The 15,765-nt window shown below is 75.1% G+C and carries 12 protein-coding genes; 7 read left to right on the top strand and 5 right to left on the bottom strand.

All coding sequences use genetic code 11. The annotated features are described in order from the left end of the window. Positions 1–17 precede the first annotated feature (17 nt). Positions 18–410, top strand: a complete 393-nt coding sequence (locus tag ACTYVM_RS12060) for a VOC family protein (protein WP_445525914.1) — start codon at positions 18–20, stop codon at positions 408–410. Between the two features lie 102 nt (positions 411–512). Continuing rightward, positions 513–1,277 (top strand): VOC family protein, encoded by a 765-nt coding sequence (locus ACTYVM_RS12055; RefSeq protein WP_445525913.1) that lies wholly within the window; start codon positions 513–515, stop codon positions 1,275–1,277. Between the two features lie 43 nt (positions 1,278–1,320). Here the strand turns inward: ACTYVM_RS12055 and ACTYVM_RS12050 are convergent, their stop codons facing one another. After that, positions 1,321–1,914: a MarR family winged helix-turn-helix transcriptional regulator gene (locus ACTYVM_RS12050; protein WP_445525912.1), complete on the bottom strand. Its 594-nt coding sequence runs from the start codon at positions 1,912–1,914 to the stop codon at positions 1,321–1,323. Then, on the bottom strand, positions 1,911–3,590 hold the full coding sequence (locus ACTYVM_RS12045) for an FUSC family protein (RefSeq protein WP_445525911.1): 1,680 nt from the start codon (positions 3,588–3,590) through the stop codon (positions 1,911–1,913). The genes ACTYVM_RS12050 and ACTYVM_RS12045 overlap by 4 nt, the downstream gene beginning before the upstream one ends. A 197-nt stretch (positions 3,591–3,787) precedes the next feature. On the opposite strand from ACTYVM_RS12045, the gene ACTYVM_RS12040 reads away from it, so the two are divergent. From ACTYVM_RS12040 to ACTYVM_RS12020, 5 genes are all read left to right on the top strand, one after another. Beyond that, the gene (locus ACTYVM_RS12040) at positions 3,788–4,339 is read left to right on the top strand and encodes a DUF5134 domain-containing protein (protein WP_445525910.1); all 552 of its coding nucleotides are present in this window, start codon (positions 3,788–3,790) and stop codon (positions 4,337–4,339) included. Between the two features lie 205 nt (positions 4,340–4,544). Further along, positions 4,545–5,480 carry a M56 family metallopeptidase gene (locus ACTYVM_RS12035; protein WP_445525909.1) on the top strand — a complete coding sequence of 312 codons (936 nt, stop codon included), beginning with the start codon at positions 4,545–4,547 and terminating at the stop codon, positions 5,478–5,480. A 53-nt stretch (positions 5,481–5,533) separates the two neighbouring features. Beyond that, positions 5,534–6,232, top strand: coding sequence for an HAD family hydrolase (locus tag ACTYVM_RS12030; RefSeq protein ID WP_445525908.1), 699 nt, complete (start codon positions 5,534–5,536; stop codon positions 6,230–6,232). 230 nt (positions 6,233–6,462) lie between these two features. Further along, a complete protein-coding gene (locus tag ACTYVM_RS12025) occupies positions 6,463–7,140 on the top strand; it encodes a TetR/AcrR family transcriptional regulator (RefSeq protein WP_445525907.1) in 678 nt (225 codons plus the stop codon). 147 nt (positions 7,141–7,287) lie between these two features. After that, the gene (locus tag ACTYVM_RS12020; protein WP_445525906.1) at positions 7,288–8,634 is read left to right on the top strand and encodes an FAD-dependent oxidoreductase; all 1,347 of its coding nucleotides are present in this window, start codon (positions 7,288–7,290) and stop codon (positions 8,632–8,634) included. 156 nt (positions 8,635–8,790) lie between these two features. Here ACTYVM_RS12020 and ACTYVM_RS12015 read toward each other — a convergent pair whose 3' ends face one another. The 3 genes from ACTYVM_RS12015 to ACTYVM_RS12005 form a co-directional block, all read right to left on the bottom strand. Then, a complete protein-coding gene (locus tag ACTYVM_RS12015; protein WP_445525905.1) occupies positions 8,791–13,110 on the bottom strand; it encodes a cation-translocating P-type ATPase in 4,320 nt (1,439 codons plus the stop codon). Positions 13,111–13,119: 9 nt separating this feature from the next. Further along, positions 13,120–13,725: a hypothetical protein gene (locus tag ACTYVM_RS12010; RefSeq protein WP_445525904.1), complete on the bottom strand. Its 606-nt coding sequence runs from the start codon at positions 13,723–13,725 to the stop codon at positions 13,120–13,122. 524 nt (positions 13,726–14,249) lie between these two features. Beyond that, entirely contained in the window at positions 14,250–15,566 is a 1,317-nt protein-coding gene (locus ACTYVM_RS12005) for an SGNH/GDSL hydrolase family protein (RefSeq protein ID WP_445525944.1), read from the bottom strand. Positions 15,567–15,765 lie beyond the last annotated feature (199 nt).

Genomic DNA, 15,765 nt, shown 5'->3' with positions numbered 1-15,765 from the left:
CACTAGGGTCGGGGTGCATGGTGCACGTACTCAGCAGCCGGACACTGGTCCGGCCCACGGACCCCGAGCGCTCCCGTGTCTTCTACGGCGAGCAGCTGGGCCTCGCCGTCCACCGCGAGTTCGGCACGGGGCCCGAGCGCGGCACCGTCTACTTCCTCGGTGGCGGTTTCCTGGAGCTCTCCGGGCGCTCTGTCGACCCGCCGTTTTCTTCCTTGCGGCTGTGGCTCCAGGTCGAGGACGTGGCGGCGGCCGGCGAGGAACTGCGGGCCAAGGGCGTCGAGATCACGCGTGAGCCGGTGCGCGAGCCGTGGGGCCTGATCGAGATGTGGATCGCCGATCCGGACGGCACGCCCATCGTGCTCGTCGAGGTGCCTGCGGACCATCCGCTGCGGTTCCGGGCGGGGATCTGAGCCGGGCTCGGGCACCGGTGGTCCGGGAACGTTCCCACTGGCCCGCTCCGGCGGCCGGGGCTAGCGTGCTGGTGGGTGGGAACGAGCTTCCCGGAGGATGCCATGGAGTTCGACAAACCGGTGGTCGGCGGACCCTGCTGGGCGGAACTGGGCACCAGCGACCTGGAGGCGTCCACGCGGTTCTACACGGAGGTCTTCGGCTGGCGCATGCGCCGCGACCCCCGGCTGGCCTCGGGTGGCTACAGCCTCGCTCATCTGGGGGACGCGCCGGTCGCCGCGATCACGCCCCTGTACCAGAGGTCGCAGCCGGTCGCGTGGAACGTCTCGTTCGCCGTCGCCGACGCGGACGCCGCGGCGAACAAGGTGGTGGAGGCCGGCGGGACGGTGATCCACGGCCCGCGGGACATCTACGACGAGGGCCGCTTCACCATCGCCCTGGACCCGTCGGGCGCCGCCTTCCAGATGTGGCAGGCGCGGGAGTTCTCCGGTGCCGGGGTGTTCAACCGTCCCGGCTCGCTCGGCTGGGTGGAACTCGTCACCCGCAATCCCCGGCGGGCCAGGGACTTCTACACGAGCGTGTTCGGCTGGAGCGTCAACGCATCGGAGTGGTACACGCAGTGGGGTCTGCACGGCGAGGACTTCGGCGGGGTGACGGCGATGCACGACCGCTTCCCGGCCGATGTGCCGCCGCACTGGCTGCCCTACTTCGCGGCCGAGGACGTCGACGCCACCACCGACATCGCGGTACGGGCCGGTGCCAAGGCCCTGCTGGAGCCCACCTCGCTCCCGGACGGCCTCCGTATCGCGGTCCTGCGGGACCCCCAGGGCGCGGCCTTCGGCCTCTACCGGTCCGTACAGGAAAGCTGAGGTCCCCCCGGCCCCCGGTTTCCGGTCCCCGGGAGAGTTCGGATCAGAGGCGCAGGGCGCCAGGGCGCCCCTCCAGCCGGCCGAGCAGCTCGCCCAGGAGTGCGGCCAGGCCGTCCCGCTCCTGTCCGGCCAGACCGGACAGGACGGCCCGTTCGTAGGCGAGCTGTTCCGGCAGGATGCCGTCGACGAGGTCGCGTCCGGCGTCCGTGAGGCGGACGTGGGCGACCCTGCGGTCGCGGGTGTCGCCGCGGCGCTCCACCAGACCGCGTTCGGTCAGCTGCTTCAGACGTTTGGTGACGGCGGCCCCCGAGGAGAACGTCTCGCGGGTCAGTTCGCTCGGGGTGAGCTCGTCCCCGGTCCGCCGCAGCGCCCCGAGCAGGTCGAACTCGGGCCTGCTGAGACCCGCCCGGCGCAGAGGCGCGTCCTCGGCCTGCTGAAGGAGGGCGGCGCAGCGGTTGATCCGGCCGATGATCTCCATCGGCGCGGTGTCCAGGTCGGGGTGGACGGCCCGCCACTGGCGGACCACGCCGGCGACGGTGTCGTCGCCCGGCCCGGTCCTCGTGGACCGGGCCCGCTCGTGCGCCTCGTCCCCGGTCGCCGTCTCCCCGTGGGCCGGCCGTCCGTTCCTCGCCGTCATGGCCGTACGTCCTCCGTCGTCTCGCCCGTGCTCGCCGGGACGTGCAGGCCCTGGCGTCGTATCGTCGCGGCGAGCGTACGGTGTGCGGACTGCTCGGTGAGCACGACCCGCTCCTGGGGCAGGGCGCGCTGCCACCACTCGCCGGACGCGGCGTCGGCGGTGGCGCGCAGGTCGGCCAGCGCGGCGGCCAGGCTCCGGCGGGCGGACTCCAGGGCGGCGGGCGCGGGCCGGTCCTCGGCGAGCAGGCGGGCGGCCCCTTCGCGGGCCCGGTCGACGGCGGCCAGGGCGTGCTCGATGCGGTCACCCGCGCGGCGGTTGGTGACGGCGACGGCGGCCACGAAGCCGACCAGCGCGCCGACGACGGTGTCCACGGCCCGCTCGGTGATCAGCTCACCCGCCTCGTGGTACCCGGCGAACTCGATGACGAGCAGCGCGAGCGGGGTCACGCAGATGCTGCCGAGCCAGTAGTTGCGGCCCATCAGCGCCTCGGCGCCGAAGTTGAAGGCCAGGCAGAGCAGGACGAGGGCCAGGCCACTGGCGTGCGCGAGCGGGGCGACGGCGGCGAAGACGAGGACGCCGACGAGGTTGCCGACCACACGCTGGATGCCCCGCTTCCAGGTCAGGGTCAGGTTGGCCTGGTACAGGGAGGCGGCGGTGACCAGGGCCCAGTAGGGGCGGCCGATACCGAGCGCCAGGGAGGCGTAGCCGGCGAGGGCGCAGCCCAGCGCGGTGCGCACCACGATCGGGGTGAGCGGGCCGAGCCGGCTCCACCAGGGCCGGTGCGGGGCGGAGGTCTCGGCGTCCACGCCGAGCAGTTCGTCGGCGTCCGCCGCCGTCTGGCCGGCCTCGGGGATCGGCCCGGTCCCGCACAGTTCGCGGGCCCACGTGCGCAGCCGTTCGGGGTCCGCGTCCGCCGGGGCGGCGAGCGCGACCTCGGCGCGTACGACGAGCCGCTCCAGGGCGCGCCGGGGCGCGGTGCGGGCGCCGGTGGACAGCAGCGCCTGCCAGGCGGCCTGGACGGCGGCGGCCGCAGCGGCGCGGGTCCGGGCGTGGCCGTCGCCGGTGCCTGAGGTGGCGGCGTGGGCGGCGGCCGCGTTGAGCGCCTGCGCGGTGGCACGGCGCTCCGGGCCGTGCGGGCGCAGCAGCCCGGGCGCCATGCCGACCAGCCAGGCCCAGGCCGCCGCGGCGAGGGCCAGCGCCAGATGGGCCGGGACCTGGCCGAGGGTCTGCGGGGCGAAGAGGGACGCGGAGCTGATGAAGGTGAGGACGACGTTGCCGGGCGGTCCGATGCGGGTGGCGTCGCACAGCGCCTTCTGCACCGCGGCCATCAGGGCGCCCACGGTGACCAGGACGACCGGGGCGGTGGTGAGCGAGGCGGTGACCAGGGCGACGGCGAGGCCGCCGATCATGCCGAGGACCACCCAGGCCAGGGCGCGGGCCCGGGCGGCGTAGGGGCGGTTGTGCGCGTACAGGGCGCACAGCGAGCCCGCCATCGTGTACATGGCGAGGTCGAGCCGGCCGAGGACGAGCAGGGTGAAGTTGGGCAGGGCGACCGAGACGACGACGCTCAGGGCGGGCTTGAACCAGATGTCGGACGGGCGGCCGAGCCGCAGCACGCCGGTGAGCGGAAGACGCCGGGCGACCCGGCTCAGGGGGGTGGGGGGCACACTGCTCATACCCATAACCTTAGCAGGTGTTTTACTTGTAAAGCATCCCGGGGGACTCGTCACTCCCCCGCACGTGACGTGCCGTGCTTCGCCGAACGCGCCCCGTATACCTCCTTGCGCTCGTGTGCGCACCGCGCGCCGTGGGCATCGCTTGACCGACCGGCCGCCCGGCGGCGGCCGCGACCCGTCGAGCGGGGAGGTCGGGGGTGCACGGATCAGCTTCGTTCGGTTGGCTGCTCGTCGCGCTGTGCGCGGCGACCGGGGCGTACTGCCTGCTGCGGATGCGCAGCGCGGTCGAGGAGCAGCGCCGCACCGCGGGGGGTGAGGCGCTCATGGGCTTCGGCATGGCCGCCATGGCCGTCCCGGCGGCGGTGTTCACACCACCCGCGTGGGCCTGGTCGGCCTACGCGGCCGTCTTCGGCGCGACCGCGCTGCACTCGCTGTGGTCGGCGCGGACGAGCCCGCACCATCTGCACCACCTGGTGGGCGAGACGGCCATGGTCTACATGTCCGTGGTGATGGCCGTCTCACCCGGAGCCCACCACCACGGCGGGGCGGGAGTGCCGCTGCTCACCGGCGCGCTGCTGCTGTACTTCGCCGGTTACGTCCTGCTGTCCGGCGTCCGGCTGGTCCCCACCGGGGCGGTGGCCGCCGTCGGCGCGCCCGGCGGCACGAGGTGGGGCGACCGGCCGGAACTGGCGCGGGCGTGCCGGCTGTCGATGGGGATCGCGATGGTGGCGATGCTGCTCACCATGTGACCGGTGACCGTGCGACGGACAGGACGGCGCGATCGGGCCAGTGATCGGCCCGGGGCGGCGAGACCGGCCCAGTGACCCGCCAGGACTGTGGGAGCGGCCCTGTGACCCGCGGGGGCGGCAGGGCCTGCGCCACGCCGCAGTGGTCTGCGTCACTTCGCCGCGGAGCCGTGCCCCCGGGCTGTCGGCCGCTCATAAAGTGGCTCCCATGATGGTCCCCGCGGTCCTGCTGCTGCTCGGTGCCCTGACCGCCGTCACCGCCCCTCGGCTGCTCGCCCGGGCCGACTGGCCGGACCGTGAACCGGTGCTCGCCCTGTGGATGTGGCAGTGCGTGGTCGCCGCGGTCCTGCTGTGCTGCGCGCTGTCGATGACGCTCAGCGCGGCCGCCGCCTGGCAGGCGGTGCGCGGCCATGTGTTCGCCCCGGCTCCGCGTTCGGTGGTGGAGGCCTACGCGCTCGGCACGGCCGACGACTGGGCGCCGACGACCGCGGTGGCGCTCGCCTGCGGCGGTGCGTGGAGCGCGGCCATGCTGCTCCGCGAGGTGGTACGGGCCCGGGCGCGCCGCAGGCTGCGACGCGCCGAACTCCTCGTCCGCGCCCCGCTGCTGCCCGGTGAGGAGCCCGGCACCGACCGGCTCGTGGTGCTGGAGGGCGAGCGCCCGGACGCCTGGTGGCTGCCCGGCCCGTCGCCCCGGCTGGTCATCACCACGGCCGCGTTGCGCCGCCTGAAGGGGCGGCAGCTGGACGCCGTCGTCGCGCACGAGCAGGGTCACGCGCGGGCCCGGCACGACTGGCTGCTGCACTGCTCCGCCGCGCTCGCCGGCGGCTTTCCGCAGGTGCCGGTGTTCGCCGCGTTCCGCGACGAGATGCACCGCCTGGTCGAACTCGCCGCCGACGACATGGCCTCACGTCGCTTCGGACGCCTGACGACCGCCCTCGCGCTGGTCGGACTCAACGAGCACCGGGGCGTGTTCGGCCCCTGCCCCGCCGCGCAGGCACACGTCCCGCAGCGCGTGCACCGCCTCCTCACTCCCCCGAACCGCCTCCCGGCCGCCCGCAGACTGCGCCTGACCGCGGTCGCCTCCCTCGTCCCGGTCCTACCGGTCCTGGTGACGGTGACACCTGCTCTGAGAGCCCTGAGCTAGGGTCTGTTCGGGTCCGCTGGCCGCGGCGCCCGGGGCTGGGCCATCATCAGCTCATGGCTGCCGTGCTCTTCGACTTCTCCGGAACCCTCTTCCGTATCGAATCGTGCGATTCCTGGCTGAGAGCCGTCCTCGACGAAGCGGAACTCTCCCTTGACGAGCGGGAGTTGGCTCGGACGGCGCGCGCGCTGGAGGAAGCCGGGGCACTGCCTGGCGGGGCTCCGCCGGTGCGCATGTCCGACGAGGCGGCCCGGCTGTGGGAGAGCCGGGACCTCAGCACCACGCTGCACCGGGCCGCCTTCACCGCCCTGTCCCGCCAAGTGCCCCTGCCCGACCCGGCGTTGCACGACGCGCTCTACGACCGGCACATGACGCCGGCGGCCTGGGCCCCCTACCCGGACGCGCGCGAGGTCCTGCGCACACTGCGCGAGCGCGGGGTCGGCGTGGGCGTGGTGAGCAACATCGGCTGGGACCTGCGCCCGGTGTTCCGCGCCCACGGCCTGGACGCGTACGTGGACACCTACGCCCTGTCGTACGAGCACGGCGTCCAGAAGCCGGACCCGCGCCTGTTCGCTCTCGCCTGCGCGGCGCTCGACGCCGACCCGAAGGACGTGCTGATGGTCGGTGACAGCCGTCCCGCGGACGGCGGCGCGAGCGCCCTGGGCTGCGGCGTGCACTTCGTCGACCCCCTGCCGGTCACCCAGCGGCCGGACGCGCTGCTGCCCGTCCTCGACCTGCTCGGCCCGACGGACTGAGCCGCCGCGGACCGGGGTGACCGGGGCGGGCGCGGCCCATACGACTGGCCCGGGAGCCGGGGCCACTCGGCGAGAGCTCCTGGAGGGCGCCCGGCGCGGAAAACCCCGTCCGTCTCGGACGATCCCCCGTTTCGCCCGAGACGGACGGCAGCGCGACGGACCCCTTCCGGGGCCGGTCCGCTCGTGCCGAGTATAGTTGGCTGGCAGCCAGTCAACGCAGGAGTCACCGCATGTCCCCGCGCAGCGCCTCGGTCAACGAAGAGTTGCGGCGGCGTTCCCGGGAGCGGCTCCTCCAGGCGGCGGTCGAGCTGGTCGGCGAGCACGGCTACGACGCGACGACGCTCGGCGCCATCACCGACCGGGCGGGGTCGGCGCGCGGCCTGGTCTCCTACTACTTCCCCGGCAAGCGCCAGCTGGTGCAGTCCGCGGTGCACCGGCTGATGCACCGCACGCTCCAGGAGGCGCTGGAGCGCGAGCCGCACACCGAGGACGGCCGGGAGCGGCTGGCGCGGGCCGTCGACGCGATCCTGGGGCTCGCCCGGGACCGGCCGGTGCTCATGCGCCAGCACATGGCGGGGATCCTGCTCGAGGAGGGCTTCGTGCAGTGTCCGGAGCAGCAGCGCCTCTCCGAGCTGCTGCGGGACACGGTGGCCCGGCGCGGTTCACAGGACGTCGACGCCGACTACCCGATGCTGCGCGCCCTGCTGATGGGCGCCGTCTACGCCGCGCTGGTGCCCGGGGCGCCGATGCCGGTGCCGGTGCTGCGGGCCGAACTGTTCGAGCGCTACCGGCTCGACTGGGACATGGGAGCGCCGCCGGAGGCGCAGCCGCCCGGCGGGTCCTGCGACACCGACCTGTCCCGCTTCTTCGCGACCGACCGGAGCCCGGTGCCCCCGCCAAAGCGGTAGTCCGGCGGCCGTCGTACGGGTCCCGACCACGACACGCGCGCCATCCCGTGCCGCCTCCCTCCCCCGGCGGGCCGCTTGGTGCCATGCTGGAGCCATCAGCGATCTCCTGCGATCCACCAGTGATCCATCGGGGTAAGGGGTTCCGCCGTGCTGCGTGTCGCCGTCGTCGGCTCGGGGCCGAGCGGGTGCTACACCGCTCAGGGCCTGGTCCAGCAGGACCCCTCGGTACACGTCGACGTCCTCGACCGGCTGCCGTGCCCGTACGGGCTCGTGCGTTACGGCGTGGCGCCGGACCACGAGAAGATCAAGTCCTTGCAGAACAACCTGCGCACGGTCCTGGAGCACGAGCGGGTCCGGTTCCTGGGCGGTGTCCAGGTCGGCGGCCCCGGCGGACTGCCCGCCGCGCGGCTGCGGGAGCTGTACCACGCGGTGGTGTACTGCGTGGGCGCCGCCACCGACCGCCGTCTGCACATCCCGGGCGAGGACCTGCCGGGCAGCTGGTCGGCGACCGAGTTCGTCTCCTGGTACAGCGCCCACCCCGACTCCGTGGACAGCGGTTTCGTGCGGGGCGCGCGGTCGGCGGTCGTCGTCGGCGTGGGCAACGTCGCCGTGGACGTCACGCGCATCCTGGCGCGCGGCACGTCCGAACTGAGCCCCACCGACATGCCCGAGGGGGCACTCACCGCGCTCGCCGCGAGCCGGGTGACCGAGATCCACATGGTGGGCCGGCGCGGCCCGTCGCAGGCCCGCTTCACGACCAAGGAGCTGCGCGAGCTGGGCGCCCTGCCGGACACCGACGTCGTCGTCGACCCGGAGGAGCTGGCGCTGGACCCGGACTGCGCCGACCCCTCGGCGCTGCCCGCCGCCCAGCGCCGCAACGTCGAGGTGCTGCGCGGCTGGGCCGCCACACCGCCGAAGGGCGCCTCCCGCCGGATCCGGCTGCGCTTCTTCCTGCGCCCCGTCGAACTGATCGCCGACAGCGGCCGTGTGGGCGCGGTGCGGCTGGAGCGCACCGCGCCGGACGGGCACGGCGGTGTCGTCGGGACGGGACGGTACGAGGACGTCGCGGCCCAGCTGGTGCTGCGGTCGGTGGGCTACCGCGGAGTGCCGCTGGACGGGCTGCCGTTCGACGCGGGCACCGGCACGGTGCCGCACCGGGAGGGGCGCGTACTGCGCGAGGGTGCCGTCGCGCCCGGCGAGTACGTGGCCGGCTGGATCAAGCGCGGGCCCACGGGTGTCATCGGCACCAACCGGCCGTGCGCGAAGGAGACGGTGTCCTCGTTGCTCCAGGACGCGCCCGGGCTCGTGGGCAGGCGGGTGCCGGACGACAGCCTCCCGGTGCTGCGGGCCGAGGGCGTCGAGCCCGTGCGGTGGGCGGGATGGCAGGCCATCGAGCGGGCCGAGGCGGAACTCGGCGCCTCCCTCGGACGCGGCGTGGTCAAGCTGCCGGACTGGGATTCCCTGCGAGCGGCGGCCGGCACCGCGGTCTCCTAGTCCCGGGAAACCTGCCTCCTGTCCTGCGGGCGGAGAGCGCACCGGGTAAGGCGGCGGGGTCCCCCTTCCCTCTGCCCCGATACGTGCCCGCCTGGCTCCGTGAGCAGGCCCAAGCCCCGGTCCCGCCAGACCATGGCGGGACCGGGGCGCCGGCCGTCATCCCCCGGCCGTCGGCTCTCGGGCGACCCAGGGACCGCTCTCCGGCAGCAGCCGTACGACGGTCTCCTCCAGGCGGGGCAGGACCCGCTGGCCGGCCAGGGCCAGGGTGATCGCCGCGGCGACGCCGGCCCAGGCCACCGGGCCGAGCGGGGTGCAGCCCAGGATCCGGCTCACGCCGGGGGTCTGGATCAGGGCGGCGAGGGTGAGGGCGGAGCCCAGGGACGTCACCCGGACCAGCGTGCTGTCGCGGCGGTCGAGCAGGGTCTGGGCCAACTGGGTACCGACGACGCCGCACAGGGCCATCGTGCTGGAGCGGCGGGCGGTGCCGGGTGTCCAGCGGCCGACCATCCAGGCCGTGACCGCGCCCAGACAGGTGGTCAGGGCACGGTGGCGGATCTGCCGGATCAGCCCCTCGCCCAGGACGGAGCCCGCCGCGTCCTCCGGCGTCGCCGACCGCGCCTGTTCGGGGTCCTCCTTCGGCGTCACCGCCACGGCCATCGCCGGAAACAGGTCCGTGAACAGGTTCACCATGAGCATCTGCCGGGTGGACAGCGGCGCGGTGCCCGACAGCAGCGTGCCGAACAGGCCGAAGCCGATCTCGCCCGCGTTGCCGCCGATCAGGATGGCGATGGCGTCGGCGACGCTGTGCCACAGGGCGCGGCCCTCGCCGATGGCGTCGATCAGGACCGTCAGGTCGTCGTCGGTGAGGACGATGTCGGCGGCGTTGCGTGCCGCCGCGGAACCACGGGCGTTGATGCCCACGCCGATGTCGGCGGCGCGGATCGCCGCGGCGTCGTTGGCACCGTCGCCGACCATGCCGACCACCCGGCCGGCGTCCCGCAGCGCCTCGACGACCTGGAGCTTCTGCTCGGGCGCGACCCGGGCGACGACGTCGGCGTCGCGCAGCATCCGGGCTCGGGCCGACCGGTCCGCGGCGGCGAGTTCATCCCCGGTGACCACGGTGGTGTCCTTGGGCCAGCCCAGTTCGGTGGCGATGGCCCGGGCGGTCTGCGGGTGGTCGCCGGTGAGCATGACCGGCCGTACGCCCTCTTCGTACAGCCCGCTCACGAGCGCCATGGACGTGTCGCGCGGCACGTCCGACAGCGCCAGCAGCCCGATGAACTCGAGTCCGTGAAGCATCCGGTCGAGTGCGTCCTCCTCGCTTTCCTGCTCGTCGAGCCGCCGCCGCGCCACCGCCAGCACCCGCAGTCCGTCGCCGGCCAGGGCGTGCGAGGTCTCGATGGCGTGGGCCGGGAGGCCGGAGCAGGCGGGCAGCACCGTCTCGGGTGCGCCCTTGACCACGAGCATCCGCGGTCCGTCCGCCACCCGGCCGACGGCGGCCGCGTATCCGCGGGCGGCCTCGAAGCCGAGGTCCTCCAGCTCGGCCCAGTCCGGGTCGGGACCGGCCGCGTCGAGGACGGCCTCGTCGGTGGCGTGCACGGGCCGGTCCGAGCTGCCGTTGGGACGCGGACAGGCCCGCGCCGCGGCCCGCAGGGTCCGCGCGGAGGCCTCGTCGCCCACCACGTGGACCTCGCCGTCGGCGTCGGACGCCCGCACCACGCGCAGCCGGTTCTCGGTGAGGGTGCCGGTCTTGTCGAAGCAGAGGGTGTCCATCCGGCCCAGCGCCTCCAGCGTGCGCGGGGTGCGGACCAGGACGCCGTCGCGGCTCAGGCGCCGGGCCGCCGCCAGCTGCGCCACGGTGGCCACCAGGGGCAGGCCCTCCGGGACGGCGGCCACGGCGACGGCCACGCCGCCGCTGACCGCCTCGCGCACGGAGGTGCCGCGCAGCAGCGCGATACCGGTCAGCGCGGCGCCGCCCGCCAGCGTCAGCGGCAGCGCCTTGCGGGTGAGTTCCTGGAGCCTTGCCTGTACGCCCGCGGACGGAGACGTGCGGGCGGCGAGGTGCACGGCGCGGGCGGCCTCGGTCCGGTCGCCGGTGTCGACCACGACGGCACGGGCCTGCCCGGCCACCACAGTGGTGCCCTCGAAGACCATGCAGCTGCGGTCCGCGACCGCGGCGTGCGGGGTCGGGTCGGTCTGCTTCTCCACCGGAAGCGACTCGCCGGTCAGCGCCGACTCGTCGACCTCGAGACCGTCCTCCCACAGCAGCCGGGCATCGGCGGGCACCACCTCGTCGCCCTTGAGCTCGATCACGTCACCCGGTTTGAGCTTCCCGGCGTCGACCGTGACGGTGGCTCCGGCCGGGGCCTGCGAGTCCGGGGGCGCGATGCGCGCCTTCCGCTTCTGCTCGGCGATCAGGCCGGACAGGGCACGCTCGGCGCGCAGTCGCTGGAATCCGCCGACCAGGGCGTTCAGATCGAGGGCGCCGACCACGAGGAGGGCGTCCACCACCGAGCCGAGGATCGCCGAGGCCGCCGAGCCGACCGCCAGGACCGGGGTGAGGGGGTCGCGCAGTTCGCCGCGCACGGCCTGCCCCAGCTCGTACGTCCAGCGGACCGGGGCGAGGACGGGGTGCCGGGCGATCCCGACGGCCGCCCTGCGGACCTGGGCGGAGACCCACTCGTACGGAGTGCGCCGGCGGGGCGCCTCGTGGTCGAGCCGCTCCTGGGCCTCCTTCGCGTCGAGTTCGTGCCAGTGCACCCGCGGCCGCGGGTGCGGGGCGTGCGCCGCGGCCACGGCGAGCGCGGCACGCGTCCCGGACAGCAGGGCGGCGGCCGCGGCGGCGTCGACCGGCGCGTGCCGCAGCCCGGGCAGGAGGGCACGGCGGCCGCGGCCGCCCTTGGACTCGCCGATGGCCACGAGCAGCCCGGACAGCGCGGCGCCGGACCGGGCCAGGGTCTGTGCCCGGTGGCCGATCGTCCGGGCCGCCGGGACGGCCGTCAGCACCCGCCACACGTCGGACAGTCCGTGCAGGGCGAGGATGTCCGCGCCCCAGACGACGGCGGCGTCGCCGTCCACGAGGGCGAGGGCGAGGTCGCTGCCGCGCAGCCCGGCCAGGACGTCGTGGTCGTCGGCGGAGCTCATCCGGGCGACGGTGAGCACCGCGCCCTCCTCGCCGCGCAGCCCGTACACCACGTCGTCCAGGGGCCGTCGGGCGTCCACGACCTGGTCGGCGAGGCCGACGAGGTCCTCCAGGGCGGGATCGTCCACCAGCACCACCCGCAGTCCGGCCCGGCGTGCCGCGTCCAGGACCGGTTCGGCCCACGGGTCCGCCTCCCCCTCCTCGGTGCGCAGCGCGCTCGCGTGCAGGACCACGGTGCCGGCCATCTCCAGTTGCCGCAGCCGCTCCGGGGCCCGGACCAGCACGCCGCTCCGGGCGAACAGGGTGCCGAGCACGGCGTGGAAGACGGCGGGTCCGTAGCGCGCGGCCTTGGGCGAACCGGCGAGCACCGCCTCGGCGGCCTCGGCCCCGTTGCGCTTGACCAGCATGGTCAGCGCCGCTCCCAGCACACTGCCGGCGGAGGCGTGGTTGGCGTACTCCTGGGCGGGTGTGACGCGCAACGGCGGGCGCGGGGTGTCGTCCGCGGCGACGCTGACGCGGTCGGGTGCGCACAGTTGGTCGTGGAGCGCGTCGAAGGCGGCCGTGCGGGCCACCGTGTCGGCCAGTTGACAGGTGCGCAGCGCGCCGTCCAGGAGCAGCGAGGTGGGGGTCTGGCCGGTGCCGTGGGCGGCCGCGTTCGCGCAGGCGAGCAGGAGGTCCATGCGGGACCTGCCCAGCCGGGCGCTCAGTCCGGCGCGAAAGCCGGGGTTCTCCCGCAACAGCGTCACCGCGGCGGTCACCATGCGCGGCGAGGGCGGCAGGCGCAATACATAGGAGGTCAGGGCGACGCCGATGCCCACCACGTCGGCGGCGAGCGTGGCCGCGGCCGCGCGCACCCCGGCCGGGTCCCCCGGGTGGGTGATCTCTTCCGGGTCGTCACCGTCCAGGACGAGCCCGTGCCGGGCAGCGAGGCCCGCCGCCTGGTCCGCGACCTGGTCGGTGGCCTCCTCCTCCGTCACGGCGACGACCAGCCGCCCGAGGCCCTCGTCCCAGCACGCGAAGAGCACGTCGGGCCGCTCGGCCAGGTTCGCGGCGATGCGCCGGGCCAGGTGGCTCTTCCCGCCCGCGCGGAGCACCTTTTCCGGATCCAGGGAGCGCAGTGACAGGTGCACCCGGGTGCCGGAGCGCCAGTGGTGGTCCGTGCCGGGCAGGGCGTTGCAGGCGACACGTGCGACGCGCACGGCGGCGTCCGCACCGCGTACGCCGGCCCGTGCCGTTCCGGCCACCACTCCCGCGGCGGCCCCGACCGCCGGCGCGGCCGCCCGGGTGACCAGGCGGGCAGCGGCCGACGGCGCAGTCAGCAGTCCGAGCTTCATGGCGCGTCCTCAGAGGGAGGTGCGGTCGGGTCGCGCCGTCGGGCCGAGGAGTCCGGTGGCCGCAGACTGCCCCTTCGAGGACTTGCCCCGGCCGGCCGCGGACGTCCTGGTCTTCTCAGGTCCGCTCGCCGCGGACGTCCTGGTTTTCTCAGGTCCGCCCGCCGCGGACATCCTGGTTTTCGCCGGTCCGTCAGGCCCGGTGTCCGCATCCGGCTCGGACGCCTGCTCCTCGGGGCCGGTGCCGGCGTCCTGCGCGGTCTCCCGGGCAGCCGTGTCGCGCTTCCTCGCGGGCTTGCGGGCTGCGGCGGACGGTGGCGGTTCCGGTGTCCGCGCCCGCTCCTCGCCGCCGGCGGCCCGTTCAGGGCGGGGCTGGGTGAGCCAGGCCACGGCCGCGCCGGTGAGCGCCACCGGCCACTCCACCACCCCGGCGGCACCGAGCACTCCGGCTCCCGTGTACACCGCGAGCCGCCGTCCGCGCGGCGAGACGGCGCCGAGCTTGTCCAGCGCCCCCTGCGCGGCCCGGCCCACCGCCTCGGCGCCGGGCACCCTCCGCAGCACCGAGGCCGCACCGTGCAGGGGTGCCGCAAGGGCGGACGACGACTTCTGCTCAGCCATGACTCTCCTCGCCTGGGGGTGAGATCGACTCCTCGTGCCCACGGGTGCCCACCACCGTCCTGGTCACCCCGGCTCTCTCAGAGAACGCCACCGCCCGCGTCCGCGCCACCGGGCTCCGCCGTCCGCCACGGGCCGCGTCGGCGCCGGGAACACCGGCCGGCAGCCCACCCACGGCACCGGCGCAGCGCCGGCCGCCGGCGGCTCGCCCCCGTACCGGAACCGGCGGAACCACTCCGGCGGACGGCACCGGCACGACGACCTCGCCCCTGCGGCCGGGGGTGCACCCGCCCCACCGGACAACCCAGCCGAACGGCCCACGGACGTCCCGCCCGAAAGGCCGACGCCGACAGGCCGACGGCGGCATGTCCCGCCACCGCGTCGGAAGCAGTGGCGGGACATGCCGCCGTGAACGGCGCCGGCACGGAGTCCGCCCGTACCGGCGCACCCGTCGCACCGAGCACCCGGCCGGCCGGCCGACGGGCGCCGACCCCGAAGGCCGGCGCCCGCAACCCGATGCCGCGCCGTCAGTGGCGGAACAGTCCCGCGGGCACCGTGTCGGCGAGCATCCCGTAGCCCTGCGGGTTGAGGTGCAGCCAGTCACCGGCGTGGAGGTCGGGCCGCAGCCGGCTCGGCTGCGCGGGGTCGCGGACCGCGCGGTCGAAGTCGATCAGCGCGTCGAAGTGCCCGCTCGCCCGGATCCAGGCGTTGACCGCCTGGCGGGACTTCTCCCGCAGGCCCGCCGGGTCGTCGTAGGGGTCGTTGCCGCCGAACGGCAGCAGGGTGGCGCCGTAGACGCGGATGCCCTGGGCGTGGGCGCGCACCACGATCTGCCGGTAGGCGGCGATCAGGTCCTCGGTGACCTGGCGCTGGGCCGCCGGGGTGGCGTCGGCGGTGCCGATGTCGTTGACACCTTCGAAGACGATCAGCCAGGCGACGCCGCTGCTCGCGAGGACGTCGCGGTCGAGGCGGGCGAGGGCGTTGGGGCCGAGGCCGTCGTTCAGGACGCGGTTGCCCCCGGCGGCCTGGTTCAGAACGGCGATGTTCGCCGTGGCGGGGCTGGAGCGGAGCCGGTCGTAGAGCTGGTCGGGCCAGCGGTCGTTGGCGTTGGTGGTGGAGCCGCGCCCGTCGGTGAGCGAGTCCCCGAGTATCGCCACGGCCTCGGTCGAGGTCTTGGCCTCCACCTCGACACCACTGATCAGGTACCAGTGGTCGGCCGGGGTCGCCCCGGGCAGGTCCGCGTCCCGGGTGTGGTCGCCGTGGACGAAGTACGACGTCGTGCGCGAGCCCGGGTGCGAGGTGAGGGCGAGGGAGGACTGGCCCTTGGCCAGGTACGCCGTCACGGTGAGGTTGGACGCGGCGCGCAGGTCGAGGTCCAGCGGGTCGGAGACGACCTGGGCCCCGACGGGCACGGTCGTCGACGCCCGCCCCGAGAACGTCACCTCCCGGGTCGTACGCGGCTCGACGGCGCTGACGCCGGCCGCGCCGCCGCGCGGCAGCGCCACCGTCACGGCGGTCAGGGGCAGCGGAGTGTCACCGAAGGCGTTGGAGAAGCGCAGCCGGACGCGGTCACCGCCGGTGGAGACGCGCAGCGTCTGCCGCACGGTGGTGTCGACGAGGACGGCGTGGTCACCGGTGTAGGGGGCCGGCGGCAGGTTGTCGGGTTCGGTGAGCTGCGGCATCGCCGTCCAGGTGTTCACCCAGTGCCGTGCGGCCGGGGCCGCGGCCGGCGGCCGGTCGGCGGCGCCGACGCCGGCGGTCACACGGTCCGGCCGGCGTACCAGGGCGGTGACGGCCGAGACGGTGACGACTAGGGCCAGCACCAGAACGCACACGCTGATCAGGTCGGCGTGGCGGGTTCTGGCGCGGCGGGTTCTTCCGGGCGGTGTCACTTGCGTCCTCCGTGGGATGTGCGGGGGCTGCGATCGGACGGGGTGCGGGCGGCGGCCCGAGGCGCGCGGGACTGCCCGCGGCGGGCCACCGCTGCTGCATGGTGGCATGGACATGGCCGCCATGGAAGCGCTCCCACAGCTAGCCGCCGAC

It is taken from the genome of Streptomyces cyslabdanicus (assembly GCF_052663305.1).
This window is presented reverse-complemented; position numbering and strand designations above follow the sequence as displayed.

Coding starts and splice junctions, on each gene's coding strand:
- ACTYVM_RS12055 (WP_445525913.1), top strand. CDS start 513: ATGGAGTTCGACAAACCGGTGGTCGGCGGACCCTGCTGGGCGGAACTG.
- ACTYVM_RS12050 (WP_445525912.1), bottom strand. CDS start 1,914: ATGACGGCGAGGAACGGACGGCCGGCCCACGGGGAGACGGCGACCGGG.
- ACTYVM_RS12025 (WP_445525907.1), top strand. CDS start 6,463: ATGTCCCCGCGCAGCGCCTCGGTCAACGAAGAGTTGCGGCGGCGTTCC.
- ACTYVM_RS12015 (WP_445525905.1), bottom strand. CDS start 13,110: ATGAAGCTCGGACTGCTGACTGCGCCGTCGGCCGCTGCCCGCCTGGTC.
- ACTYVM_RS12045 (WP_445525911.1), bottom strand. CDS start 3,590: ATGAGCAGTGTGCCCCCCACCCCCCTGAGCCGGGTCGCCCGGCGTCTT.
- ACTYVM_RS12010 (WP_445525904.1), bottom strand. CDS start 13,725: ATGGCTGAGCAGAAGTCGTCGTCCGCCCTTGCGGCACCCCTGCACGGT.
- ACTYVM_RS12035 (WP_445525909.1), top strand. CDS start 4,545: ATGATGGTCCCCGCGGTCCTGCTGCTGCTCGGTGCCCTGACCGCCGTC.
- ACTYVM_RS12030 (WP_445525908.1), top strand. CDS start 5,534: ATGGCTGCCGTGCTCTTCGACTTCTCCGGAACCCTCTTCCGTATCGAA.
- ACTYVM_RS12060 (WP_445525914.1), top strand. CDS start 18: ATGGTGCACGTACTCAGCAGCCGGACACTGGTCCGGCCCACGGACCCC.